Genomic DNA, 24,647 nt, shown 5'->3' on the forward strand with positions numbered 1-24,647 from the left:
TGACTCACAATGAACATCCTCTCCTACGGACACAAGATCCGTACAAATAGGGTGTCCACTAAACGAGGGTAACCTCAGTCAAACTTAGGCATTCCCGGTATGGACTATGGCCCAGAGGTGAATAAGCAAACTACCTTAGACTCCATCAAGGCCTCGATGGTGCGAGAGCACCCAGATCTCAAAGCACAAACATCCACAAGCTACGCTTCTCAACTCAACCGGTTTAAGAACCAAATGCAGGTAGGCGACCTGGTTCTGATGCCGAGCAAGTTGCACAAAGGGCGAGTTTATTTTGGCTATGTCTCCGGCGATTACGAGTACCGCCCTCATGAGCCAAAAGAGATGCGGCACGTCCGACCGATCAACTGGTCAAGCGATTTCTTCAATCGCGATGACCTAGGAATAGACCTCCAACGATCTCTAACTTCACTGCTTACTATCTGCCAAGTTTCTCGGAACCATGCCTTTGACCGAGTAGAGTCCGTCATCCAAGGCATGGGAGATCCTGACTTTTCCTCTGAAACTCCATTGTCACCGTCGTTTGACTGGCCGGAATTTTTCGCAGAACTCGCCACCAAACTTCTTGCCTTCAAAAACAACCGCGCGGAGCTACTCGAAAAACTAAAAGAGACTGCTGAAATCTCAGGACGCCCGCTCCGGTTCAAGCACCTATGGAAATGGCACATAGATGATGAAGAAGTGCCCGCTACTGATATGGATCCTTTTACCATCCTCGGTGTTGCTAACCGGCAAATTTCGGCATCTAATAAGGTGGCAATTTGCCAAGCCTTTAAAACCGTCTTCGGAATTGAAGCCCCAGCACCAACGGATTTTTCGGGACTGCCCCAACTCAACAACTTACGCTCGTGCTTTGCTACGAAGCCGTCAGATGTTATTAATCTAAGTTTTTGGGAGAATAGCTGGAGCCTTTTCGCTTCGGCCCTCGCGGTGAGCCAATCGGATACGCCCGAAAATCGAGCTCAGTTTATACACGATTTCGACGTGATGACCAAAGACCGCCAGATCACGGCATACACCATGGCATTGTTCTGGGCACGTCCCCGCTATTTCCTCACTTTCGATTCAGTCATCACCAAGTATCTTGCCCAAGACTCCGCGCTTGGAATCAATATTCAGAAAAATGTTTCGACGGGTAAAGATTATTTGCTTACACTCGATGAAATCCGAGATTGGCTTACTACTGCCGAGATCGAACCGGCTAATTTTCCCCAATTGTCTTACGAAGCATGGGTTTTCAACCAAGAACCAACCGATGCTACTGCCCAAACCGTAGAGTCTTCGTCGGAAGAGGACGTCTATACCATTTCTGCAATTATCGAAGACGGATGCTTTATCCCGAAAGACGATCTCGAACTAATGCTGGAACGCCTGAAGGAAAAGAAAAACCTGATTCTTCAAGGCCCGCCGGGTACGGGAAAGACTTGGCTTGCACGTCGCTTGGCATATATCTTGTGCAAGTCAGACGCGGAAGATGTAGTCACCTCCGTCCAATTCCACCCTTCTACTTCTTATGAAGACTTCGTTCAGGGTTTCCGTCCCAGCAGTAGCGGGAAGCTTGAACTAAAAGATGGCCCATTCCTCCAAGCAGTGGAAAAAGCTAAGGAGGACTCCAATCCACACGTAGTGGTGATTGAAGAGATCAACCGCGGCAATCCAGCGCAGATTTTTGGTGAGATGCTTACCCTCTTGGAAGCTGACAAAAGAAACCCTGAAAATGCGCTTACCACGCTTTATAGCAAAGAAGGAGAAGCAGTTTTCCTGCCCGATAACTTCTATGTCATCGGCACCATGAACCAAGCAGACAGGTCCCTTGCCATGGTAGATATGGCTTTACGTCGTAGGTTCGCTTTCATTAATCTCGTACCGCAGTTGGGATCCACTTGGCGGAATTTTTGTGTTTCCAACCGTAATTGCAATGACGAGGCTCTCAGTGAAATCGCGCGAAGGATCGAAAAGGTCAATCAATTGATCCGAGACGATTTCAATCTCGGTGATGACTACCTAATCGGACACAGCTTTGTTACTCCACGCCGAAAGCTTGCAGACAGTTCCTTCGATGCAACTATGGAATGGTTTGACCAGGTAGTAGCCTCGGATCTCAAGCCGCTCATAGCAGAGTATTGGTTCGACAATCCTTCGAAGCGCGAACAGGCCCTCGATGTCCTCAACGGATAGTTCCTCTCAACCGGAAGACATATACGTTCCTATTCGAAGTGTATGGATGCTCCAGCTATACGCCTCACAGTCTTTTATTGATGGTCATATATCCAACGCCTCGGTGGAAGACGCGGGTGTTGAGCTTCCGGAGCTAATCGGAACGATGTTGTGTGACGCTGTAGAAAGGCGTTTCCGGAGAGAATTGAGCATTGGTTTTACCCTTACCGAACGAAATATAACTCGGGTGCGAGGCCGAATTGACATGTACGAAACCACTCGCCACCAACTCCTTGAAAAGGGACTCATTGCCTGTGAGTTCAATGAACTCACCATCAATAGCAAAGTTAACCAATTCCTTAAGTACGCCCTCGAATATGCAGCACAAATGCTCTTAGACGTAAGCAGTTGCGATGCTGCGCACCGGTGCAAGGTGCTTGCTCGAAGACTTACTCAAATGGGAGTTTCCAAGCCGAAATCCACAGCCTTCCCTCGTGGAAGGCTTTCTCCTGCAGATAAGAAACCGGTTGCAGTAGCCAGACTGCTTTTGGAATTAGCCGTGCCCGCGCGAGGGGATGACGCCCATACTCGATTCAGCAGGAAGCACCTCACGCAACACGAGCTCCGCAAGCTTTTCGAAAAGGCTCTATTTGGTCTGTTTCAATACCACCTCAGCCCTATCGGTTGGAAAGTAAGCAGCGGAGAATGGTTGCACTGGAATGCTCAACAAACGCCCAGCCAATTACCGAGCATGCAGACAGATATCATTCTGCGATCACCAGAAGGTGAAATTACAGTTATTGATGCGAAGTTCACGAATATGTTTATTGAGAACCGCGTAGGAAACGAATCTCTTAAAAGCCCCCACCTTTATCAGCTTTACGCCTACCTACGTAGCCAAGAAGCGCTTGGCGGAGAATGGAAAACCGCAAAGGGCATCATGCTCTACGCTTCTTCGGGTCGAAACTTACAGGATGAGACGATTTCATTCCTCCTCGACGGACACCCAGTAGCTTTCGCTAGCATCAGTCTCGAAACCTCAATTCGTGAGTTTCGTCAGAAAGCGCTTCACCTTGTGGCCCCGAATCTCGAATTCCTTCGATTGGACCCACACGAAACTCCATAATGGCTTCCCAAAGGCACAAGCCAAGGAGAGGTGAATCGTTGGAGTACAAAACAGCCACGTTATGGCCCCGAACTGGTGGTTCAGGAGTCATAACGTGGCTGAAAGTAGGGTTCCCGCGCGGCGGACGCGCAGCTGGGGCGAGGCGAAGTCGGCCTAGGCGAGGTTCTTGAGGGCATCGGTGACAAGGCGCCAGAAACCGGCGTGGTCGAGGGTGGTGGCGACTTGGGTGTGGCAGGAGGCGTCGGCAGGCTCGCGCAAATCAGTGACGGTCATGCCGGTGGTCAGTGCGCCGGCGAGCTCGACGTGGACGGGGGCCTTGCGGGTCTGGACGATGTCCGGATCGATGAGGTAGGCGATGGTGCACGGGTCGTGGACCGGTGGGTTATCAAAGCCCTGGTTGGCCTGGTAGGCCTTGCGGAAGAAACCGAAGAGACCCACAACCAACTCCGAGACGGGAGTATTTAGCGCCTTGATCTCGGCTTCGACCTCTGGGGTGGCAAGCGCCTGGTGAGTGAGATCGAGGCCGACCATGGTGACAGGCCAGGGCTCTTCGAAGACGATGTGGGCGGCCTCGGGATCGATCTTGATATTGAATTCGGCAACTGGGGACCAATTGCCCTCGTGGTAGCCACCGCCCATGAGGACGACTTCCTTGACGCGCTCGACGATGCGCGGCTCTTTGCGCGCGGCCATCGCGATATTGGTAAGCGGGCCGGTGGGCACCAGGGTGATGGTGCCGGGCTCATGGGACATGACGGTGTCGATGATGAAGTCGATAGCGTGGGCGTCGGCAAGCGCGGTGCTTGGCTCCGGAAGCTGGACGCCCTCGACGTCCATGCCGGTGGAGCCGTGGATAGCCTCGGCAACCTCGACCGGGCGCACGAGCGGGCGATCGCAGCCTGCGTACACCGGAACCTCCGGGTGGCCGGCGATTTCCTTGACCACCAGGGCATTGTGGGAGACCTTATCCAAGGTCTGATTGCCGCCAACGGTGGTAATACCCAGTAGGTCAATGGTGGGGTTGCCCAGAGCTAGGAGCAAGGCCACCGCATCATCGTGGCCGGGGTCGCAGTCCAAAATGATTTTTCGCGTCATGCCACGAGCCTACTTTCGGGCGTTGACCGCCGCCACGGTGTCATCGATGGACTCAGGGCGAGGAATGAGGAAAGACAGGGCAAGGGCCGCGAGAAGGATGATGACGCCGGCAATCATACCCGCGCGGTAGCCGTGCTCGAAGGAACCGGAAACCGCAAAGAGCACAGCGAAGGACAGGCCCGCGCCGAGGTTGAAGGCACCCGCGTTCATGCCTGGCAGGTAGCCCTGGTTATCGGCCGGCGAGAGCACAATGCCCAGGCCGTTGAGCATGATATTGGCAATGCCCGCGTAGGTTACGCCCAAGAAAATGGAGACGAAGAGCAAGGTCCACGCATTCGGAACGCCCACCACGAAAATGGAGATAACCAGGCCTACGACGGTACCGATGAGGCCAGTTTGCAGGACGTACTTATAGCCCAACTTGGAGGCCATCCAACCGGCAATCGGGCCGAAGACTAGGCCAGCGAGGGCGTACGGGGTAAGGGTGACCCAGGAAATGGTGCTGGCGGAAATGCCGGCACCGGCATCCGTGTCCTGGCCGAGGTTCGGAATTAGGCCGTTCATCACGGCAAAGACGCCGGTCATAGTAAGCAACGTGGTAGAAAGCAGCGCCCACGTGCGGCGCTGCTTGAGGTAAGCCACCGGCACGAGCGGGTCAGCGACCTTCTTCTCCACATTCCAGAAGGCCCAGAAGCCAGCGGCACCGATGAGGAGAAGGATAATGACTAGGAACCAATTGGCCTCGGCAAGTTTGCCGGCCTCGTTGAACGCGGTGAGAACGCAACCCAGCGCCACGGCCAGGGGCAGCACACCCGCCCAGTCCATGCGCGGGGTTTCGGTGGCCGTGGATTCCTTGGTAAATGCCTGGACTGCTACTACCGCGATGGCGCATAGTACTGCCATGGTCCAAAAGACCGAGCGGTAGCCAAAGTTGCCCGCCAGCCAGCCGCCGGCCAGGGCATCCACGCCCGCGATACCACCGTTTACCGAGGTCACGATGCCCAGCAGCAGTGCGTATTGCTTCTCATTGAGCACCTGCTGGCGCAGCATGATGAGGCAGAGCGGGACGGTCGGTCCGGCCACGCCCTGGATGATGCGGCCGATAAGCAGCACGGCGACATTTGGCGCGACGGCGGAAGCCACGCAGCCCAGCGCGGCAACCGCCATCATGCCGACAAGAACCTTCCTGCGGCCTATAAGGTCGCCCCAGCGCGGTAGGAAGAGCGAGAACAATGCCGCGGCCGTAAAGAAGGCCGTCTGCGTTAGGCCAATCTGTGCGGTGGTGGCACTCAGCTCATCTTCCATCGTCGCCAAGGCAGGCGAGAGCATCGACGCATTGAGCTGGAAAGCGAACACTGCCGTCAGCAGTGCGAACATCAACGGAACATAGGAGCTGGGCTGGAGCTTTGGGGGCTCGGAGGTGGCGGAAGTCATGGCTTTAAATGTAGTTGATGAATCCTGCGCTCCATAGTGGGGAGCGTGACTCAATTCCTTGGTGTTGCGCAGCGGATTGTTTTGCTATCGATGGGAACCGTTGTGGCCGTCGGGAAGCGTGCTTTTAGCCCACTGTAAAGAGGATAAGGCTTCGGGTCGCCGTTACTGTGTGGGACATGACCCGGGCATTTTCCAGCCTTTGCTGCAAGAACTTTTCCCTGCTGTACGGTAGTAACATCTGCCCCCTTCTATTACATCGTTAGCATCACACGACGCCGACGTTGAAAGGACTTAGCTCCCGATATGCCTACTGTTTCTGATCGCCTGCACCGCGCCCAGCAGGACTTTAATGCGGTGATTTCCATCATCCCGTTTGATGAGCACGCGGTGGATGAATCGCCCACGCTTATGGGGCAGCCGGTGGCATTCAAAGACATCGTGGATGTTGCTGGGGTGTCGACTACCTGCGGCACCGAGGTGAATGTGGGCCGCACTCCGGTCAAGGATGCCCCGGTGGTACAGCGATTGACGGCAAAGGGTGCCCTGCCGGTAGCGAAAGCGAACCTGCAAGAATTTTCCTATGGCATTTTGGGCGATGCCTCGGCTTTTGGTCGGGTGATCAATCCACGCGATCCGGAGGTGTGCGGCGGCGGATCGAGCTCCGGTTCGGCGGCGCTGGTAGCTTGCGAAGCACTGCAGCTTACAGTGGGCTCCGATAGTGCCGGGTCGGTGCGCGTGCCAGCCGCATGCCAGGGCGTGCTGGGGTTCAAGCCCACCTTTGGGGTGATTCCGGTCGAAGGGGTCTTCCCTTTTGCCCCGAGTTTTGATTGCATTGGTTTCTTTGCCAGCTCGATTGACCTGATTGAGCAGGCTTTTATTGCCACTGCGGATGGAGAGCCGGCCGCGACGCAGGACGTTTCTGCTGTTGATGTCACGGCCCTTAAGGCCAAGGGCGAGCGTTTCGCTGAACTGCTAGCGGCGCTGGAGCGATCAGACTTTGAGCTCACCGAGGGTGCGGACTTGGAAGACACCATCGCCGCCACGGCCGAGCTCTATGAGCCGATGCGCTTGAAGGAGGTCTATGACGTCCACCGGCCGTTGCTGGACCAGCGCGATAAGTACCAGGACGTGATTCTGCAGCGCGTACTGGGCGGGGAAGATATCAGCCAGGAAGACTACGACGCGGCCGCACGGGGCGTAGAGAAGCTGCGCGAAGAGGCCCTTGCCCTGCTTGCCGACGCCCCCATTATCCTCACCCCTACCCTCGATTCCGGCCCCCTCAAGTGGTCCGATATCACCCCGGACAATACCGCGGAATCGGCCGCAAGCCTACGGCGGTGGACCGAGCCGTTCAATGTGCTCGGCTGGCCGGCCATTACGGTGCCACTGCGCGGCGAAGAGGAAGAAGGCGTGGGTGATGCGGTGCAGGTCGTCGGCCAGCCGGGCGAGGACCTGACCGTCCTGCGCGTTGCCCGCGCGCTGCAGGCCCTGCTCTAAGCCCCTGCTAGAAGGGTCTTTTCCTGCGTGCGCGGGCGCCAATAGGCGGCCTCGACGGCGGTGAGCTCCTTAAAGTGCGATGAGGTGAGCTCGTCCATCGCTTGGATATAGCCGGGGACCTCCTCGCGCGGCAGGCGCAAGCCCATGGTCAGGTGCGGGGTCCAGCGCGGCCCGCGCCCGTCCGGATTTGCGGCGCTGATTTTTCGCGCGGCAAACTCTAACTCGTCGGTGGTCTCCAGCAGCCAGGCCACCGTCTGTTTACGCTTGGTGCCAAAAATGACGTTTCCTACCCGCCGGAAATCCGCTGGGATGACGGCCGGCAGCAGCTGGGCCGCCAAGTCCACCACTTCCGGCTGCATGTGCGGCGAAAAGGTGACCGTAATGTGCGGGCGTTGCTGCTGGACGGGAAAGCCGCGCTCAGCAAGGCCGGCAAAGATATCGCGCACCTGATCTTCCTGCTTTTGCGGCAGGTAGAGCAAGATATTATCCGGCGATGTTTTACTCACGAGCGAGCGTTCCCTTTCTATAGCGGAGTGCCTCCAGCGTACCGGCCATCGAGTAGGCAACCTCCTCTTGTGTCAACGCAAACGATTGCCGTTTAATGAGAACCATGAGCACTACAGAGTCATCGCCCCTCATCCTCGCCATCACGGCGTGTCCGACGGGCATCGCGCATACCTATATGGCGGCTGAGAACCTCGAGGCCGCAGCCCAAGAGCTGGGCTACCGCATCAAGATTGAAACTCATGGTTCCATCGGCGTAGAGGGAACCTTTAGCAAGCAAGACATCGACGAAGCCGATGCCATTGTCATTGGTGCCGATACGGTCATTTCCAAGGACCGCTTCCACGGCAAGCGCCTCGAGGCCACCGGCGTGGACGAGGCCATCAAACACCCGAAGGAACTGCTCAGCAGATCCTTGAGCGCCACGCGCTGGGAGGGTACTTCCGAGAAGACGGAAGAAGACACGCCTCGCAAAAATAGCGTAGGTCAAACCTTGTACAAGGCACTGATGAACGGCGTCTCACACATGATCCCGTTCGTGGTAACCGGCGGTCTGCTCATTGCAGTCGCCCTCTCCATCGGCGGCACGCCCACGCCCGAGGGCATGGCGATTCCGGAAGACAGCTTCTGGAACACAGTCAATGAGCTCGGAGCCCTGGCGTTCTCGCTTATGGTCCCGGTACTTTCCGGCTACATTGCAGTGGGCATCGCGGATCGCCCGGGCCTTGCCCCTGGCCTTATTACCGGACTCATCGCCACCACCGGCTCGCTTTACGGTTCTGAGGCAGGTGCCGGATTCTTGGGTGGCATTGTCACCGGTATTTTGTCCGGTTATGTGGCTCTTGCCATTAAGAAGATTCCGGTGCACAAGTTCATCGCACCGATTTGGCCCATCATCGTCATCCCGATTTTCACCACGCTCATCGTGGGGCTCATCTTCATCTTGCTCATTGGCGCACCGGTCTCGGCCGCGTTCGAGGCAATGACCAACTATCTCGCTGGAATGCAGGGCTCCTCCGTCATCGTGCTGGGCCTCATCTTGGGCGCCATGATCGCCTTCGATATGGGTGGCCCCTTCAATAAAACGGCCTTCCTCTTCGGCGGCGGCATGATCGCGGCCGGCAATGCGGCGCCGATGGGCATGGCCGCATGTGCGATTGCCGTACCTCCCCTCGCCGTGGGCGTAGCTACGCTCCTGCGCCGCCGCTGGTTTACCAAGGCCGAAAATGATGCGGGCATCGCCGCGTTGTTCATGGGATTTTTCGGCATCACCGAAGGCGCCATTCCACTTGCGGCCGCACGCCCGCTACAAGTTATCCCCGCTAATGTTGCCGGTGGTGCCGTAGCCGGCGCGCTCGCCGGTCTTTTCGGTGCACAAGACCACGTCATGCACGGCGGCCCGATCGTCGCGGTGCTCGGCGCGGTAGATAACGTCGTTGGCTTCTTTATCGCCATGCTTGCCGGCATCGCTGTCTGTGCTGGCCTTATTCTCCTGCTCGTGGGACTGACGCAGCGCAAGGATAAGCCGCTTGTTGCTGTCGATACGATTAGCCTCGATAAAGATCTGGGTTCTTCTAGCGAAGAGGTCATTCGCTCCATGGTGAAGCTTACTTCCTCCCGCATGTCCGATATAGAGGCGGTAGCTGGGGCTGCCTTAAAGCGCGAGTCAACCCGTTCTACCGGGGTAGGCCACGGCGTAGCCATTCCACACGCACGCTCGGCCGGCGTGAAAGTACCCACCCTTGCCTTTGCCCGCCTACCCGAAGGTATTACATGGGGAGAAGGCGAAGAACCGACTAATCTTGCCTTCCTTATCGCTGTGCCTGATAATGCCGGCAAGCAACACCTCAAGCTACTCTCCAAGCTGGCGCGTAGCATTATGAAGGAAGACTTCCGCAACCAGCTTTATGGCGCACAAACCCGCAAGGAAGCAGCCGAGATCATTTCCTCGGCTCTTTCCCCTGCCCCAGCTTCTCAAGGGACAGAAACGCCCGCAAAGGCATAATACTTCGTTCAATGTGGCGCTCGGCGATTTATCGCCGGGCGCTTTTCTTATTCCTTTCTAAACCCCGTTCACCGAGCACACAACGACGCCGAGAGGCAAATGCCAGGCAACAGCCATAGAAGCAAAGGACAGGTAGAGATTAAGCAACCTAGTAAATCTCACGATCTTTATAGGTTTTACCAAGAAACGGACGAATTTCCCTATGCCTGACTTAAAATTCCACCCTCATGACTCAAACACTTACCACTTCTCCGAGAATCTAAGACACTGACTAGAGACCACCCCCGTTGGGGAGGGGAAATACGCAACCAACTGAGGAATTTCAGGAGTTTCCTAACTCAGTTCGAGAAATAACTAAGAAGTAATTAGTTATGCGGAACATCAACTTCAAATATTCTAATAATTGCTGTTCAAGTCGCTTTTATCCGCTGGAATTGATTAACTTGTAAACAAAGGGGAACGGATTTTTTTCCTGTAATTTTCCCAGTTTCCCGCCTGATTCTCCGCCAGGTTACAGAAGAAAGGTTCCGCTCATGTTCACCCCCGCTGTTCGCTTCTCTACCAAAAAATTTGTAGCCCCCACCCTTGCGGCAGCCATCACTTTGGGAATTTGCGTTGCACCTGCTGAAGCCTCCAGCTCCCTAAGTTCCTCGAGCGACTTTAAAGGCGCGAACCTTCCGGTGCCGACGCTAAACCTTCCCGCCGCGCCGGCCACAGCAGCGAAGCCCGCCGCTCCGGCTTCCAATCGCGTGCAGAGCATCATCAACCACACCAACGAATACCGCCAGGCGCACGGCCTGCGCCCGGTTCGCGCTAATGCCGCACTCAATGGGCTGGCTCAAGATTGGGCCGACCAGCTGGTGCGCGCGGATAAGCTCAGCCACCGTCCGCAGCACTGGAACTACTACCCTTCCAATATCCCGGCCGGCGGCGAGAATGTCCTGCAGGCGTGGAGCGACTATTCCGATGCCCTCTTGGTCAAGCTTTGGTACGAATCCCCGGGCCACCGCAAGATTATGCTGGACCCACGCGCCAAGACCATCGGAGTCGGCGTTGCCATTAACTCTGAAGGCAAGCTCTACGCTGTCCAAAACTACGGACGCTAAAGATTTCACAAGCTAGGACCTTCGAGCCCTTGGGCTCTAGCAGGCCATGCCGCCTCCTCCCGGACCTCGCACCCGGGGCGGGGCGGTTTTCTCGTGCCAGGGTGGGGGTGCACACGCGGGTAAATGAAACGTAACCGCCTTCACAAATGGCAGTGGCGAGGGTTACACTTAATGACATTCGAATTGTTCAACAATCTTAAGGACGGTGTTGAATGTCCTCGCTCCATATCGATCTCAATGCGGATTTGGGAGAAACCACTGCAGGCAATCCGGTCGCAGATGACGCAGCGATGCTGGAAATGGTGTCCTCCGCAAACGTGGCCACGGGCTTCCATGCGGGCGATCCGCACTCGATTGCCGGCACGCTCAAGGCGGCCGCAGAAGCAGGCGTGACCGTAGGCGCGCACGTGGGTTATAACGACGCCGCGGGTTTCGGCCGCCGTTTTATCGATTACAACCCGGACGAGCTTGCAGACGAGGTGACCTACCAAATTGGCGCGCTCGACGCTTTGGCCCGTGCCAATGGCACCAAGGTCTCCTATGTAAAACCGCACGGTGCGATGTATAACGCGATTGTGAAGGATAAGGCGCAGGCAGAAGCCGTCATCAAGGGCATTAAGGCCTTTGGAGACTTGCCGGTGATGTTGCTGCCTGGGGGTGTAGCGGTGGACGTCGCCAAGCGCAGCGGGCTTACCGTCATCCGTGAGGCCTTTGCGGACCGCAACTACAACCCCGATGGCACGCTGGTCTCGCGCAAGGAAGCCAATGCGGTGCTCGGCAGCGCCGATGAGGTGGTACAGCGAGTACTGGAGGTAGCACAGACCGGGTCGATTACGGCCGTGGATGGCACGAAGCTCGAGGTGGATGCGCAATCCGTATGCACCCACGGCGATTCGCCCGGCGCGGTGAAGCTGCTGCGCGGCGTGGTGGAGCGCCTGCGTGCAGAAGGCATCGAGATTCGGAGCTTTATCTAATGCACATTAATTTTGTGGGCACGCGCGCGTTGCTCATTGACCTGGATGGATTGAACCAGGTCATGGATTGGCACGCGGCGCTTTCTGCCAAGCCTTTGAAGAATCAGGTGGACTGCATCGCGGCCGCCACCACCCTGCTGCTGACGTTTGAAGCGCCGGATTCGGCGCGCGATGCGGCCGAATTCCTGCAGGACTTCTCCCCTGCCGCCGCGACGGCTGCGGAGGCCCGCACGGTAGAAATCGATGTGCTCTATGACGGCGAGGATGTGGACGAGGCCGCGGACCTGCTGGGGCTTTCGCGCGAAGCGCTCATAAACTGGCATACCTCTACCGAGTGGACCGCGGCATTCGGTGGCTTTGCCCCTGGCTTTACCTACTGTGCGCCGTCGGACCCCTCCCAGGCGCGTGCTGTGCCACGCCGCTCCAGTCCCCGTACCGCGGTGCCGGCCGGTGCTGTAGGTATCGCGGGTGAGTTTTCCGCGGTGTACCCGCGCGTTTCCCCGGGCGGCTGGCAGCTTTTGGGTACCACCAATACGCCGATGTGGGATTCCAATGCCAACCCGCCGGCGCTGGTACAGCCGGGAGACCGCGTGCGCTATCGCAGCGTGGATAAGCTGCCGGAGCTTGTTGATCACTCTGCCCGCTCGAAGCGCGCCCCTGCCCGCTTGCCGCGCATGGAGGTTATCGATGCCGGCTTGCTCACCCTCTACCAAGATTTGGGCCGCCCCGGTGTGGGCGATCTCGGCGTGACCCCCTCCGGTGCCGCCGACCGCGCCGCCGCCGCGACTGCCAATGTGGCCGTGGGCAACCCGCGCGGGGCAACAGTGCTGGAGAATATCGGCGGTATTAAGCTCCACGCGCTCACCGATACCGTCATTTGCGTCACCGGCGCGACCGCCCGTGTGCGCCTCGGCGAGATGCCGGTTCACCTTGCTCGCCCTGTGCTGGTCACGGCCGGGCAAACCGTCACGGTGGACCCTGCAACGGTAGGCATGCGCAATTACGTGGCCATCCGCGGCGGCATCATCGCTGAATCCGAGCTCGGCTCCGCGGCCACCGACGTCCTTTCTGGCCTTGGCCCGGACCCAGTCACCACCGGCGATGTCATCGGCGTGCTGCCGCGCTCTACCGGCATGACCGACGCCCAGCTAGCCAACCCACTGCGCGTTTCTGAAAGCTCCGACGGCAAAACCCGCGCCACCCTGCGCTGCGTACTTGGACCGCGCGATGACTGGTTTGGCGATAATGTCTCCGCCTTCCTGGATACCGAGTGGACCGTCACCTCGGATTCCAACCGCGTGGGCCTGCGCCTCGATGGCGAAGAGCCGATTGAGCGCGTTAAAGACGGCGAGCTCCCCTCCGAGGGCATGGTCGCCGGCTCGATCCAAATCCCACCCAATGGCAAGCCCGTGGTCTTCCTCCGTGATCATGCCGTGACCGGCGGTTACCCGGTCATCGCCACCGTATTGGAAGAAGATATTGATATTGCTGCGCAGCTGCCACCCGGCGCGCGCGTGAACTTTGAACTCGTAGCACCCCAAGCCTTGAACACTGGAGAACAGAATGCAGATTAAAACCGTCCTCATTGCTAACCGCGGCGAGATTGCCGTGCGTATCGCCCGCGTCGCTCGTGACCTAGGCATTAAGTCCATCGCCATTTACTCCGAAGCAGACGCTGGTGCCCTGCATACCCAAGTAGCGGACGAAGCCTATGCGCTGCCGGGCAATACCGCGGCCGATACCTACATGAACGTGCCCGCGCTGCTCGATATCGCGGTGCGCGCCGGCGCCGATGCCATCCACCCGGGCTACGGCTTCTTGTCCGAAAACGCCGACTTTGCCCGCACGGTTACCGAGGCCGGCATGATCTGGATCGGCCCTTCCCCGGAGTCCATCGAGTTGCTCGGTGACAAGATCGCTGCGCGCCGCGTGGCCGAGGAAGTCGGCGCGCCGCTGGCACCGGGTACCTCCGATCCCATCGATGACTGGCAGGAGGCCCGCGCCTTCGCCGAAGAGCACGGCCTGCCCATTGCCATCAAGGCCGCATATGGCGGCGGCGGACGCGGCTTGAAGGTCGTGGACAATATGGAGGAGATCGAGGGTGCGTTCAACTCCGCCGGCCGCGAGGCCATGGAGGCTTTCGGCCGCGCCGAGTGCTACGTGGAGAAGTTCCTCACCCACCCGCGCCACGTGGAGGCCCAGGTGCTGGCCGATACGCACGGCAATGTGCGCGTGCTCGGCACCCGCGATTGCTCCACCCAGCGCCGCTTCCAAAAGCTCATTGAGGAGGCTCCGGCGCCCGCGCTTTCCGACGCCCAACGCAACGGCATCATCGAAGGCGCGCGCTCCATTTGTTCCAAGGTGGGCTACACCGGCGCCGGCACCGTGGAATACATTGTCTCCGAGGACGGCACCATTTCCTTTCTTGAGGTCAATACCCGCGTCCAAGTCGAGCACCCAGTTACCGAGGTAGTCACCGGCACCGATATCATCGCCGAGCAATTCCGCATCGCGGCCGGCGAGCCGCTGTCCTTCGATGAGGATCCGCAGTCCCACGGCCATGCTTTTGAGTTCCGTATCAATGCCGAGGACATTCTCAATGGCTTCGCCCCGTGCCCTGGTACTATCGTCTCCTTCGAGCCGCCCACCGGCCCGGGCATCCGCGTAGATTCCGCGGTGCGCTCTGGCTCTATCATCCCGCCGTACTATGACTCCCTGATTGCCAAGCTCGTGGTGTGGGGCCCAACCCGCGAGATCGCCCTAGCCCGCGCCCGCTTTGCCCTGCGCGAGTTCACCGTTACTGGTGTGCGCACTGTACTGCCGTTCCACCGCGACATGATGGATGAGCCTGCACTCATCGGCACTGCCGCACCGGCCGAGGACACCGCTGCCGCTGGTGCCTCCGAAATCGGCGTGTTTACGGACTGGGTGGATCACAACTACCGCCCGTCTGCCGCCAACCAGGTGGAAAAGGTCGAGGCCATCTACACCCAGCGCCGCAATGTGGCCGTAGAAATCGACGGCAAGCTGGTCAACGTCGGCGTCCCCGTCGATTTCCTCGCCGCGCCGGGCGCCGGCTCGGCCGGTGGCTCTGCCTCCACCGCGCCGTCTTCGGCCGGGGCGCAGTCCACCGATGACAATGCGGTTACCTCCCCGTTCGAGGCCAACCTAGTGGCCTGGAACGTTGCGGACGGCGATACCGTGGCCGAGGGCGATGCCATCGCCACCGTCGAGGCCATGAAGATGGAATCGGCCATCAAGGCTCCGCGCGGCGGCACCATCAAGCTCCTGGCCGCAGAAGGTGACCGTCTGGATTCCTCTAAGGTCATCGCGACCATCGATTAGCGCTCTCGCCATCGTTATGCACCTCATCTTCAATGTGAGGTGCATAACTTTTTAGTACAGTTGTGGTCATGCTTTCCCAGTCTGTCGCCTCCGAGTTGCGCGAGGCCATCTCCGCCGGCGAGTTTCAGCCGGGCGAGCAGCTCAGCGAGGTCAAAGCGGCCGAACGCTTTAACTGCTCGCGCAATACCCTCCGCGAGTCCTTCACCAGGCTTGCCGCGGAGCGCATTGTCGAGCGCATCCCTAATCGCGGCGTCTTCCTCGCGACGCCAGATGCAGACTATATCCGCGACCTCTTTGCTGCTCGCGCGGCTATCGAGCCCGCGGCGGTGCGCTGGGGCGAGTTTGCTGATGCCCCCTCGCTCGTCACCCTCACCTCCTCCGCCTTCGACTACGCGGCACGCGGCGAGCACCAGGAAGTCTCCGCCATTAACCAACGCTTCCACCGCACGCTGGTCGCCGCGCTGGGCTCGCCTACGCTCAATGAGCAGATGGATAATCTGCTCGCCCGCATGCGGCTCACCTTCTTGCTAGCCATTCCGCGCTATCCGCAGCTGCATGCGGACCACATTCAAGGAAATATCGCCTTGGCCACGCTCATCGCGGACGGAAAACGCCTCGAGGCCGCCACACTCGCGCATGACAGCCTCATGAATACCTGCGAGAAGATCCTCGCCGTGCTAGACGATTAAGGAATGAGAAAATCTTGATCCCGGGCGTTGGTCACGAGCATCTGGCCCGGTGCGTGCGTAATAGCTAAGCGCGGCTTAGATTCCATCACGATGGCCTGCGGGGTCACACCGCAGGCCCAAAAGACCGGCAGGCAGCCCTCCGGCACTTCGCCCGGATCACCAAAGTCCGGGCGGTTTAAATCCTCAATGCCAATGGCCGCCGGATCACCCACGTGAACCGGGGCACCGTGAACCGATGGGTAACGGGAGGTAATCCGCACGGCATCGGAGACTTGCGCGGCCGGAATCGGGCGCATGGAGACCACCATGGGCCCAGAAAAGACACCGGCCGGGGTGGTGGGAATCGTGGTTTTAAACATCGGCACGTTGCGCTGCTGAGCAATGTGCGCGACCTCAATGCCGTTATCCTGCAGCGCCGTCTCAAAGGTAAAAGAGCAACCAATAAGGAAGCTGACCATGTCTGGGGTGTAGTACGAGGTGGCGTCGGCAAGCGTGGCTGTATGCTCGCCGTTTTCAAAAACGCGGTAGGCCGGAATATCGGTGCGGATGTCCCCACCCGGCAGCAGCTCGGAGGTGTACTGACCAGCTTCCAGCACGCCCACAATCGGGCACGGTTTGGGATTGCGCTGGGCAAAGAGCAAGAAATCAAACGCGTATTCCTGCGGCACGGCCAGCAGGTTAGCCTGCATGAAACCGCGGGCATGCCCGGCGGTGGTGGCCATGTCATGGCTGCGCGCATACTCGCGCACCTGCTCCGGGGTCTGCATTATGCCCACAGCTCGGTAATGCCGGAGAAAGCCTTGAAGCCGATGAAGATGGTAAGTACCCACGCCAGGGCGCCGATAACCAGCAACCACTTGGGATACTTATAGCCCTGCAGGAGGTCGCGGCGGAACCAGGCCACCCACATCACGAGGGCGAAACCGATAGGCAGGATCAGGCCATTGATGGCGCCGGCAAAGATGAGCAACTTCTGCGGCGCGGAGTTGATGGCCACAAAGACTACCGTGCACACCGCAATGAAGATGATGGTGAGGATATTGCGGGTGCGCGTCGAGGTATCCTGGGAAGTCACAAAGGATACCGAAGTATAGGCGGCGCCGATAACCGAGGACAAACCGGCCGCGAAGAGGACCACGCCGAAGGCACGCAGGCCAAACTCACCGGCGGCATTGTAGAAGGCATCCGCCGCGGTGTTGTCATCCGAGAGCGCCACGCCGGTGGCCACCACACCGAGAACCGCCAAGAAGAGGAGCATGCGCATGATGCCGGTGACCACGATGCCGCTTACCGAGGTATAGGTAATGTTCTTGACGTTTTCCACGCCGGTGTGGCCGGAATCGATGAGGCGGTGCGCGCCGGCAAAGGTGATATAGCCGCCCACGGTGCCGCCGATGATGGTGGTGATGACGAAGAAGTCGATCTCGCCCGGCGCGACGGTATTCTTGAGCGCCTCCCCCACCGGTGGCTGGCTGACCACCGCTACATAGAGCATAAGCAGGATCATGACCGCGCCGAGGACCGCGACGAGGCGGTCAAGCGCCATGCCCGCCTTCTTGGAGAGGAAGATGAAGATCGCGATGGCCGCGGCAATGACGCCGCCGATGCGCGAGTCGATGCCCAGCATCGCGTTAATGCCCAGGCCAGAACCGGCGATATTGCCGATATTAAAGACCGCGCCACCGATGAACACGAATACGGCAAGCACCCAGCCCAGGCCGGGGAGCACGGTATTGCCCAAGGTATTGGCGCGCATGCCGGTCACGCAGAGAACGCGCCACACATTGAGCTGGATAGCGATGTCCACGAGGATGGACAGCATAATCGCAAACGCGAAGGATGCGCCCATCTGCACGGTAAAGACCGAGGTCTGGGTCAAAAATCCCGGACCGATGGCGGAGGTGGCCATAAGGAACATGGCACCGGCCATGGCGCCGAGGTCTTTGGGCGGGGTCTTGTCCCCCGCCTGCGCCGGAGTGGCGTGTGATGTCTCAGCACTCACTAGATTTCACCTTTCGTGATGCAGGTCGCATTAATTTGTGATGCGCATCATCTTAAAGGTTGCTATGCCTTTTGTTCAACAACTTTTATGCGTTGTGGGGTGGCGCGGGGGTGATCTAGGCTACTTTTCTCGTTCGTTTTCCCAGGTGTCTAGCGATTATCCGGAAAGCCTCGTCCGGCGCTTTCATATCGCTGGGGCCAAAGCGCAGCACCACGTATCCGCGGTTTTCTAGCGCTCGCTGCCTCTTTATCTGCTGCTTGACCACGTGGGCGGGCGCCTCGCCATAGGTACCGTCATACTTGGCATCGCCATCGACCTCGAGCACCAGCCAGCCATCGAGACAGAGATCCGCCCGATATTTCCCGAGCAGCGGTTTCTGCGGCTCAATTTTCACCTGCGGGAACCGCTCAATAATGAGTGCGCGCAGATAGGACTCATAGGGCGATTCCGATCCGCCATACGCGTGCTCGATAACCTTACGCATGGCTGCTTGTCCCCTCGTGCGCCGCATTTTTGCCAGTTCTTCGTGCAAGTCATATGTGGTGACGTCATGTTGCCTGAGGGCGGAATCGGTAGCTACCAGGCCATCTGGGAATCCGTGTAGCCGGGCGATTTCGAGGCAGGTGTGGGCGGGATTCGTGGCGCGCACACCCGCTATCGACACCGTGGATTCTTGAAGGGACTTTACCCGGCGGTACCGGTAGCCTTTCGGGGTCAGCCTGCGAGGGGGAATGCTTCCCGAAGGCACCGCTAGCTCCACCTCCTCCCCTTCCTTAGAAATTACCCACATTCCCCACAGCCGCGCGGCGGATTTGCTGATGAGGACGGCGCGGTGGGTGCTCCACCCGGCAGCGACTATTTTGGCGAATTGTTGTTTATGGCGTACCCATTGCCTCCAGGTGGCCGTAGGAACGGCGACCCAGGGCGCTATCTGGGTGAGCTCACCGCGCTGGAGGGCTAAATGGTGCGGGCTTTCGGCTCCGGCGTAACGAAGGTTGATGAAGTGATCTGTAATCATGTCTTCATCTTCGCGGCTGGCGGGGCGGGGCACGCATCATGCGGCTCAGGAAGGTGAATTTCCGAGGACCTTGAGTGGGCGTCGGAGCCTTAGGTCCAAGATGATCGGGCCGAATTGAGGGCGTTGAGGCTGAATTGAGGGCGGGTTGTGCTCAGATCAGCTCGATCACATTCGACCTAAGGGGAAGCAGCTCAAAGCGGCGGTGTGGGGAATAATTCAGCAGCGCGGTTAACCGTGCTTTACTAGAGATAATGGAACCCATCGAGCTCTCAGAACTAACCGGTACGCAATCGCGCACCTATGGCACCCGCAAGATCACCTCGGACATGGTCTCGGCACCAATCCATGTTGCGGTCGCGCTCTGGGACGAGCGTTGGGATTCCGCCCCCAACGGCACCATCGAAGGCTGGGTCATCGCAGTCAATACTAAGCAGACGCGTTTTGTGCGCCGCGGCCAGACGAAGAAGGGCGATATCGTCGATATCGCCGTGCGCGAGGTCAAACGCGCACTCAAGGGACTCGACGGACGAGTGTGGATTGTCACTGGTCGCAGGCAGAATGCGTTGCGAGCGGCACTCACGGCTGACGGTTTCACGGTGACGGGAAGCTTTGCGGGAGAAAATAGGGCATCGAAAAGCGCGAGCTCCGTGCGCAGAAAACAAGCCGGCCTGACCGCACGGAAGGCGCGCAAGATGGGTGAGGCACCGAAAAAGAAGCAATCGGCACAGGTAGAGACGCCGAAAGCACACTGGTGGCCGAACTTCTCGCGCGCCTCCTCTTGGTCCAAGGGCGACGTGGTGCGCATAGCCACCGATGCTTCCTCGGATACCGTATTCAAAGGGTCGATGTGCTTCGTTGCGGGCAACGGCGACTACCGGTTACGGACTCGAGAAACCAAGGCGAGCACGGATGAGCTTGAGCTCGAAGCACTGACTCTCGCACTGAAATACCTGCTCAAGGTGGGTGCGCGCAAGGCCGTCATTGAGTCCGATTCCGTAGCCGCTTTGGAGGCGGTCGAGCAGATTGTGCATAAGCGCGGCTCTAAAGCATCGCGGCCGGGGCGCACGTGGCGAGGGGTGTCTTCGGGTGCGCGGTCCCGATTCCAGCAAGCTTGGGGTGATATCCAAGGTCAATGCGAGGTCGATATCCGGCGCGTGCTCGGGCATGCGGGGGATCCGCTGAATCGGGCGGCCGACCAGATTGCGTACATGGGGTTGCGCGCGATTGCGCATCCGATGAAACAGTCTCGCGAGACGCTGCGCGACGGGATTCAGAAAGCTCTCTCGGCGTTGTGATCCGAACGCTTAGGGCTTAGGACTGATCTGATCAGGCCGAATTGAGAGAGTTAGGGCCGATCTGAGGCGGCCCAGCCTTCAGATCAGCCTGATCAGTATGGACCTAACGACAATAGGCTCAGTATGGACCTAACGACAATGGGCGCGCTGGGAGGAGGCGCGACTGAGCCAGCCGACCTGCGGAGTTAGGCGAGTCGGCGGGCGCCATCTCCCGGGCGGGCCACCAAGAAGGTAGGTTCTGGGAAGCTGCGGGATGCTGCGGCGTCATAAATGGCCTGGGCGGTGGACTCGACGTCCGAGCGCGGGATGAGCGCGATGACGGCGCCGCCAAAGCCGCCACCAGTCATGCGGGCGCCGAGTTCGCCGGCCGCTGAGAAGGCGGAGTCGAGCTCGGGGGTCGTGACCTCATAGAGATCGCGCAGGGAAAGGTGGCTTTCGCGCATGAGGCGGCGGAACTTTGCCAGGTCGGAAGAGGTGAGCGCGGTGGCGGCGGCTAAGGTGCGCTCGGTTTCGTCCACCACGTGTCGCACGCGGCGGCGGTAGAGTTCAGCCTCCTGGGGGTTGACGGTCGCGGCGAAGGCAACGGCATCTGGGATTTCACGGATGGAGCGGCCGGCGGCAGCCTGGACGGCGTCGATGATGCCGCGGCGGGAGGCATATTGGCCGTCGGAAAGCGTGTGCGGGGCATTGGTGTCCGCGATGAGCAGCACCATGTCCTGGGCCTCGATATTGAACGGCACGCGCTCGACGGCGCCGGTGGCAAAATCCAAGAATAGCGCCTTGCCGCGCTGGCCGAACAGGCTGGCATTTTGGTCCAAGCCGCCGGTAGAGGCGCCAACCACTTCGTTCTCGGCGCGGATGCAGGCTTGGGCCAGCTGCGCGCGGGCGGCGTCATCGGGAGCGTGACCGTGGCAGAGCTCGTAGGCGGCCACTGCCACGGAGCACTCAAGGGCGGCGGAGCTGGACAGGCCAGAGCCGACGGGGACATCAGAGACGATGGCAATATCGAGACCGGTGCAGGTCAGGACATCCGCCGCAGTGGCGGCCCAGATGGTGCCGGCGACGTAGCCGGACCAGTTGGAAGGGTGTCCGGGGCGGACTTCGGAGAGTGGGAGGCTGGCCTGGGCAACGCTGCCGTCGAACTCGGAGGCTATCCGGAGGAGGCCATCGGTGCGGGGCGCGACGGCGACGGCGGTGTTTTGTTCCAGCGCAAAGGGGATGGAGGCGCCGCCGGCGTAATCGATGTGCTCGCCGATGAGGTTGACGCGGCCGGGAGCGGCCCACACGCCGGCGGGCTCGGGTGCGTCCGGGAAGGCTGCGGCGAAGAGGTCGCGGGCTGCGGCGACAAGCTCCGCATCGCTGCGGGTGTCAATCCAGTTAAGCATCCCAGATCTCCTTGAAGCGGGCGGCGATGCGCTCCGGGGTGGTGTCATTAATCCACACGGCCTGCGAGGACTCGGAACCGGCGAGGTACTTCATGCGGCCAGGCGATCGCATAAGTGAAAAGAGCTGCAGGTGCATGCGGATGCCGGGGCGCAGTGCCTCGTCCACCGGCGCTTGGGTCCAGCCGGCGATATACGGGGTCTTGTCCACGCCTTCGAAGAAGCGGTCCACCGCGGAGTAGAGCTTTTTGAGGAGGGGTGCGAGGTCGGCGCGTTGGGCGTCGGAAAGCGCGGCGAAATCGGGTACTTCCTCGTTGGGCAGGACCATGGCTTCGAGCGGCCATTTGGCGGCGGCGGGGACGAAGACGGTGAAGTGCTCGGTTTCGGCGATGATGCGGGTGCCGGCGGCGCGCTCGCGATCGAGGAGATCCTGGAAGAGGTCGCCGTCATAGGCGCGGGCAGAATCCACAATGGAACGCAGGCGCGGCGAAAGGAACGGATAGGAGTAAATCTGGCCGTGCGGGTGTTGGAGGGTCACGCCGATTTCCTCGCCGCGGTTTTCAAAGGGGAAAACCTGCTGCACGCCGTCGATCTGGGATAGCGCGGCGGTGCGGTGCGCCCAGGCCTCGATCACGGTGCGGATGCGCGATTCCGGCAGGTCCTTGAAGGACAACGCTGGGTCTTCGGTGAAGCACACCACCTCGCAGCGGGCGCGGGCCGGAAGGCGCGGCACCATGCCGAGCAGGTTATCGTCCTCCGGATGCTCGATGTCTGCGGCAGTAGCAAAGGACGGGAAGCGGTTTTCAAAGACCACCACGTCATAGCTGGGGCTGGGGATCTCCGTGGGCAGCTGGCCTTCGCGCGTGGGCGCCAGCGGGTTCTCGTTGGCCGGTGGCAAGAAGGTACGGTTCATGCGGTGGGCGGCAAAGGCCACCCAATCCCCCGTTAGGGGATCCCGGCGCATTTCGGAAGCGGGGGCGACGGAGGGGAGATCGCGGGCGTCGACAAGCACGCGGTCGGGATGGGGCTGGTCGTCGAAGTAGAGGATCTCGCGGCCGTCGGCAAGCGTGGCAGAGGTAATCTCAACCATTAGTTTTCTCCTGGGATGGTGATGGGCTTCAGGCGCGCCCACAGCACAAAGGCGGCGGCCACGGCCAGCAAAGCAAGGCTTGCCCATAGGTTATCGCTAGCGTTCTTCGCCTGCCCGGTATCCGGGTTGATGCCTGGGTCAAGGAAGAAATAGCAGCCGAGCAAAATCAGGCCGTAGAGGCCGAGGAGTGCGGCGATGACGTTGCGCAGGTCGAATGCGCCCGCGCGCTTTTTCTCAGACATGTTGGGCTCCTTAGGCGAAGATGACGTTGAGGGCTACGGCCATCACCAGGCAAATGATGCCCAGCGGGACGGTCTGCTGGTACCACGGCAAGGACTTTTCGGTGTAGTCCTCAAAGTGGTCCTTGGGGGTTACGGAGGAAACGAAGCCGACCAGCTCGCTATCCGGCTTAGGCTGTGTGAACAGGGTGACCACGATGGATACCAGGATATCCACCACGAAGGCCACGCCGGCCGCCACAAAGGCCGTGCCTTGGCCCGGCAGGTTGATGAGGTCTGTGAAGGACGCGAGGTACCAGAAGGCAATGGCGGAAGCGGTACCGGCCACAAGACCGGACCAGCCGGCGTGCGGGGTCATGCGCTTCCAGAACATGCCCAGAATGAAGGTGGCAAACAGCGGCGCATTGAAGAAGCCAAACAGGGTTTGCAGGTAGTCCATGATATTGCCAAAGTTCTGCGCGAGCAGCGCGGTAAAGATGGCAATAGCGGTGGCGATAATCGTGGCGATGCGGCCGAACTTTAGGTAGTAATCATCCTCGCGGTCCTTGACCACATAGGTCTGCCAGATGTCATAGGAGATGACGGTATTAAAGGCCGAGATATTCGCGGCCATGCCGGCCATGAAGGAAGCCAGCAGGCCGGCGATCGCCACGCCCAGCAGGCCATTGGGCAGAAGGTCGCGCATGAGCAGCAAGATGGCGTCATTCGGCTCCGCGCGCTCCTCCATCAAGTCGGCCACGGATACGGAGGCAACCATGCCCGGAATGACCACGAGGAAGGGCACGAACATCTTGGGGAAGGCACCGATGATCGGAGTCTTGCGGGCGGCCGAAATGGAATCGGAAGCCATGGCGCGCTGCACCTCGACGAAGTTGGTGGTCCAGTAACCGAAGGAAAGCACGAAGCCGAGGCCCAGCACGATGCCGATGACGGACCACACTGGGTTCTCAAAACCGGAGATGTCCGTGCCCGGCCACGTGTGGAAGTGCGAATCCTGGGCCACCGCGTCCTTCAGCCCATTCCAACCACCAACGCGGTTCAAACCAATGATGGTCAGCGGGGCGAGGGCGGCGATGATGACGAAGAACTGCAGCACCTCGTTATAAATGGCGGCCGAAAGGCCACCCAGGGTGATATAGGACAGCACGATGAGTCCGGCCACGAGGAGCGACACCCACATCTGCCAGCCCAGCAGGGCCTCCACGATGGTGGCCAGCAAGTACAGGTTCACGCCGGCGATAAGCAGCTGGGCCACGGCAAAGGAAATCGCATTGACCAGGTGTGCGGCATTGCCAAAGCGCTTGCGCATAAATTCCGGCACCGAGCGCACTTTGGAACCGTAGTAGAACGGCATCATCACAATGCCCAAAAAGACCATGGCCGGGATGGCGCCGATCCAGAAGTAGTGCATGGTTTGGAAGCCATACTCCACGCCATTAGCGGACATACCGATGATCTCCACCGCACCCAGGTTGGCCGAGACGAAGGCTAGGCCTGTCACCCAGGCGGGCAATCCCCGGCCGGAGAGGAAGAAGTCGATGGAGCTAGACACTCGGGCCTTGGCGGCCCAGCCGATGCCTAGCACGAAGAGGAAGTAGATGGCTACCAAGAAGTAGTCCACCCAGGAGGCATCGAGCCTCAATACGGATTCAGCAGTCTCCATGGCTGACC

General features: G+C 59.5%; 20 protein-coding genes. 10 read left to right on the top strand and 10 right to left on the bottom strand.

Annotated elements, in window-relative coordinates:
- Nucleotides 1-99 precede the first annotated feature (99 nt).
- Both QP941_RS09780 and QP941_RS09785 read left to right on the top strand, forming a co-directional pair.
- On the top strand, nucleotides 100-2,196 hold the full coding sequence (locus QP941_RS09780) for an AAA family ATPase (protein ID WP_284868798.1): 2,097 nt from the start codon (nucleotides 100-102) through the stop codon (nucleotides 2,194-2,196).
- A gap of 46 nt (nucleotides 2,197-2,242) precedes the next feature.
- Nucleotides 2,243-3,301 (top strand): 5-methylcytosine restriction system specificity protein McrC, encoded by a 1,059-nt coding sequence (locus tag QP941_RS09785; protein WP_284868799.1) that lies wholly within the window; start codon nucleotides 2,243-2,245, stop codon nucleotides 3,299-3,301.
- Nucleotides 3,302-3,454: 153 nt separating this feature from the next.
- Here the strand turns inward: QP941_RS09785 and uriH are convergent, their stop codons facing one another.
- Nucleotides 3,455-4,396 carry a uridine-preferring nucleoside hydrolase UriH gene (uriH, locus tag QP941_RS09790; protein ID WP_284868800.1) on the bottom strand — a complete coding sequence of 314 codons (942 nt, stop codon included), beginning with the start codon at nucleotides 4,394-4,396 and terminating at the stop codon, nucleotides 3,455-3,457.
- A 9-nt stretch (nucleotides 4,397-4,405) separates the two neighbouring features.
- Nucleotides 4,406-5,830 (bottom strand): uridine transporter UriT, encoded by a 1,425-nt coding sequence (uriT, locus tag QP941_RS09795; RefSeq protein WP_284868801.1) that lies wholly within the window; start codon nucleotides 5,828-5,830, stop codon nucleotides 4,406-4,408.
- 303 nt (nucleotides 5,831-6,133) lie between these two features.
- On the opposite strand from uriT, the gene QP941_RS09800 reads away from it, so the two are divergent.
- A complete protein-coding gene (locus QP941_RS09800) occupies nucleotides 6,134-7,327 on the top strand; it encodes an amidase (RefSeq protein WP_284868802.1) in 1,194 nt (397 codons plus the stop codon).
- Here the strand turns inward: QP941_RS09800 and QP941_RS09805 are convergent.
- Nucleotides 7,324-7,833, bottom strand: a complete 510-nt coding sequence (locus QP941_RS09805) for a 2'-5' RNA ligase family protein (protein WP_284844553.1) — start codon at nucleotides 7,831-7,833, stop codon at nucleotides 7,324-7,326. The two genes, QP941_RS09800 and QP941_RS09805, sit on opposite strands and share 4 nt — an antisense overlap.
- 95 nt (nucleotides 7,834-7,928) lie before the next feature.
- Here QP941_RS09805 and QP941_RS09810 point away from each other — a divergent pair, with 95 nt between their 5' ends.
- The 6 genes from QP941_RS09810 to QP941_RS09835 all read left to right on the top strand — a co-directional run bounded on the left by QP941_RS09810 (nucleotide 7,929) and on the right by QP941_RS09835 (nucleotide 15,950).
- On the top strand, nucleotides 7,929-9,836 hold the full coding sequence (locus QP941_RS09810) for a fructose-specific PTS transporter subunit EIIC (protein WP_284868803.1): 1,908 nt from the start codon (nucleotides 7,929-7,931) through the stop codon (nucleotides 9,834-9,836).
- Between the two features lie 533 nt (nucleotides 9,837-10,369).
- Nucleotides 10,370-10,942, top strand: coding sequence for a CAP domain-containing protein (locus QP941_RS09815; protein ID WP_284766768.1), 573 nt, complete (start codon nucleotides 10,370-10,372; stop codon nucleotides 10,940-10,942).
- Nucleotides 10,943-11,154: 212 nt separating this feature from the next.
- The gene (locus tag QP941_RS09820; protein WP_284868804.1) at nucleotides 11,155-11,916 is read left to right on the top strand and encodes a LamB/YcsF family protein; all 762 of its coding nucleotides are present in this window, start codon (nucleotides 11,155-11,157) and stop codon (nucleotides 11,914-11,916) included.
- Nucleotides 11,916-13,490: a 5-oxoprolinase subunit B/C family protein gene (locus QP941_RS09825; RefSeq protein ID WP_284868805.1), complete on the top strand. Its 1,575-nt coding sequence runs from the start codon at nucleotides 11,916-11,918 to the stop codon at nucleotides 13,488-13,490. Before QP941_RS09820 ends, QP941_RS09825 begins: the two co-directional genes overlap by 1 nt.
- Nucleotides 13,480-15,261: an acetyl/propionyl/methylcrotonyl-CoA carboxylase subunit alpha gene (locus tag QP941_RS09830; protein ID WP_284868806.1), complete on the top strand. Its 1,782-nt coding sequence runs from the start codon at nucleotides 13,480-13,482 to the stop codon at nucleotides 15,259-15,261. The genes QP941_RS09825 and QP941_RS09830 overlap by 11 nt, the downstream gene beginning before the upstream one ends.
- 68 nt (nucleotides 15,262-15,329) lie before the next feature.
- A complete protein-coding gene (locus tag QP941_RS09835; RefSeq protein WP_284868807.1) occupies nucleotides 15,330-15,950 on the top strand; it encodes a GntR family transcriptional regulator in 621 nt (206 codons plus the stop codon).
- On the opposite strand, the gene QP941_RS09840 is transcribed toward QP941_RS09835, so the two are convergent.
- The 3 genes from QP941_RS09840 to QP941_RS09850 form a co-directional block, all read right to left on the bottom strand.
- Nucleotides 15,947-16,717 (bottom strand): putative hydro-lyase, encoded by a 771-nt coding sequence (locus tag QP941_RS09840; protein WP_225745856.1) that lies wholly within the window; start codon nucleotides 16,715-16,717, stop codon nucleotides 15,947-15,949. The genes QP941_RS09835 and QP941_RS09840 overlap by 4 nt on opposite strands.
- On the bottom strand, nucleotides 16,717-17,880 hold the full coding sequence (locus tag QP941_RS09845; protein WP_156794305.1) for an NRAMP family divalent metal transporter: 1,164 nt from the start codon (nucleotides 17,878-17,880) through the stop codon (nucleotides 16,717-16,719). The genes QP941_RS09840 and QP941_RS09845 overlap by 1 nt, the downstream gene beginning before the upstream one ends.
- 187 nt (nucleotides 17,881-18,067) lie before the next feature.
- Nucleotides 18,068-18,970, bottom strand: a complete 903-nt coding sequence (locus tag QP941_RS09850; RefSeq protein ID WP_284868808.1) for an endonuclease domain-containing protein — start codon at nucleotides 18,968-18,970, stop codon at nucleotides 18,068-18,070.
- A gap of 251 nt (nucleotides 18,971-19,221) precedes the next feature.
- On the opposite strand from QP941_RS09850, the gene QP941_RS09855 reads away from it, so the two are divergent.
- Nucleotides 19,222-20,265 (top strand): RNase H family protein, encoded by a 1,044-nt coding sequence (locus QP941_RS09855; RefSeq protein WP_284868809.1) that lies wholly within the window; start codon nucleotides 19,222-19,224, stop codon nucleotides 20,263-20,265.
- A 185-nt stretch (nucleotides 20,266-20,450) separates the two neighbouring features.
- On the opposite strand, the gene galK is transcribed toward QP941_RS09855, so the two are convergent.
- From galK to QP941_RS09875, 4 genes are read right to left on the bottom strand one after another with little or no spacing between them, the layout of a single operon-like run.
- A complete protein-coding gene (gene galK / locus QP941_RS09860; RefSeq protein ID WP_284868810.1) occupies nucleotides 20,451-21,650 on the bottom strand; it encodes a galactokinase in 1,200 nt (399 codons plus the stop codon).
- On the bottom strand, nucleotides 21,643-22,737 hold the full coding sequence (gene galT, locus QP941_RS09865; RefSeq protein WP_284868811.1) for a galactose-1-phosphate uridylyltransferase: 1,095 nt from the start codon (nucleotides 22,735-22,737) through the stop codon (nucleotides 21,643-21,645). The genes galK and galT overlap by 8 nt, the downstream gene beginning before the upstream one ends.
- Complete coding sequence (locus tag QP941_RS09870; RefSeq protein ID WP_005322508.1) at nucleotides 22,737-22,979, bottom strand: hypothetical protein; 243 nt, start codon at nucleotides 22,977-22,979, stop codon at nucleotides 22,737-22,739. Before QP941_RS09870 ends, galT begins: the two co-directional genes overlap by 1 nt.
- Before the next feature lie 10 nt (nucleotides 22,980-22,989).
- Nucleotides 22,990-24,639, bottom strand: a complete 1,650-nt coding sequence (locus QP941_RS09875; protein ID WP_284766777.1) for a sodium:solute symporter family protein — start codon at nucleotides 24,637-24,639, stop codon at nucleotides 22,990-22,992.
- Nucleotides 24,640-24,647 lie beyond the last annotated feature (8 nt).

The sequence above is a fragment of the Corynebacterium sp. MSK150 genome (assembly GCF_030229215.1).
Lineage (GTDB): Bacteria > Actinomycetota > Actinomycetes > Mycobacteriales > Mycobacteriaceae > Corynebacterium.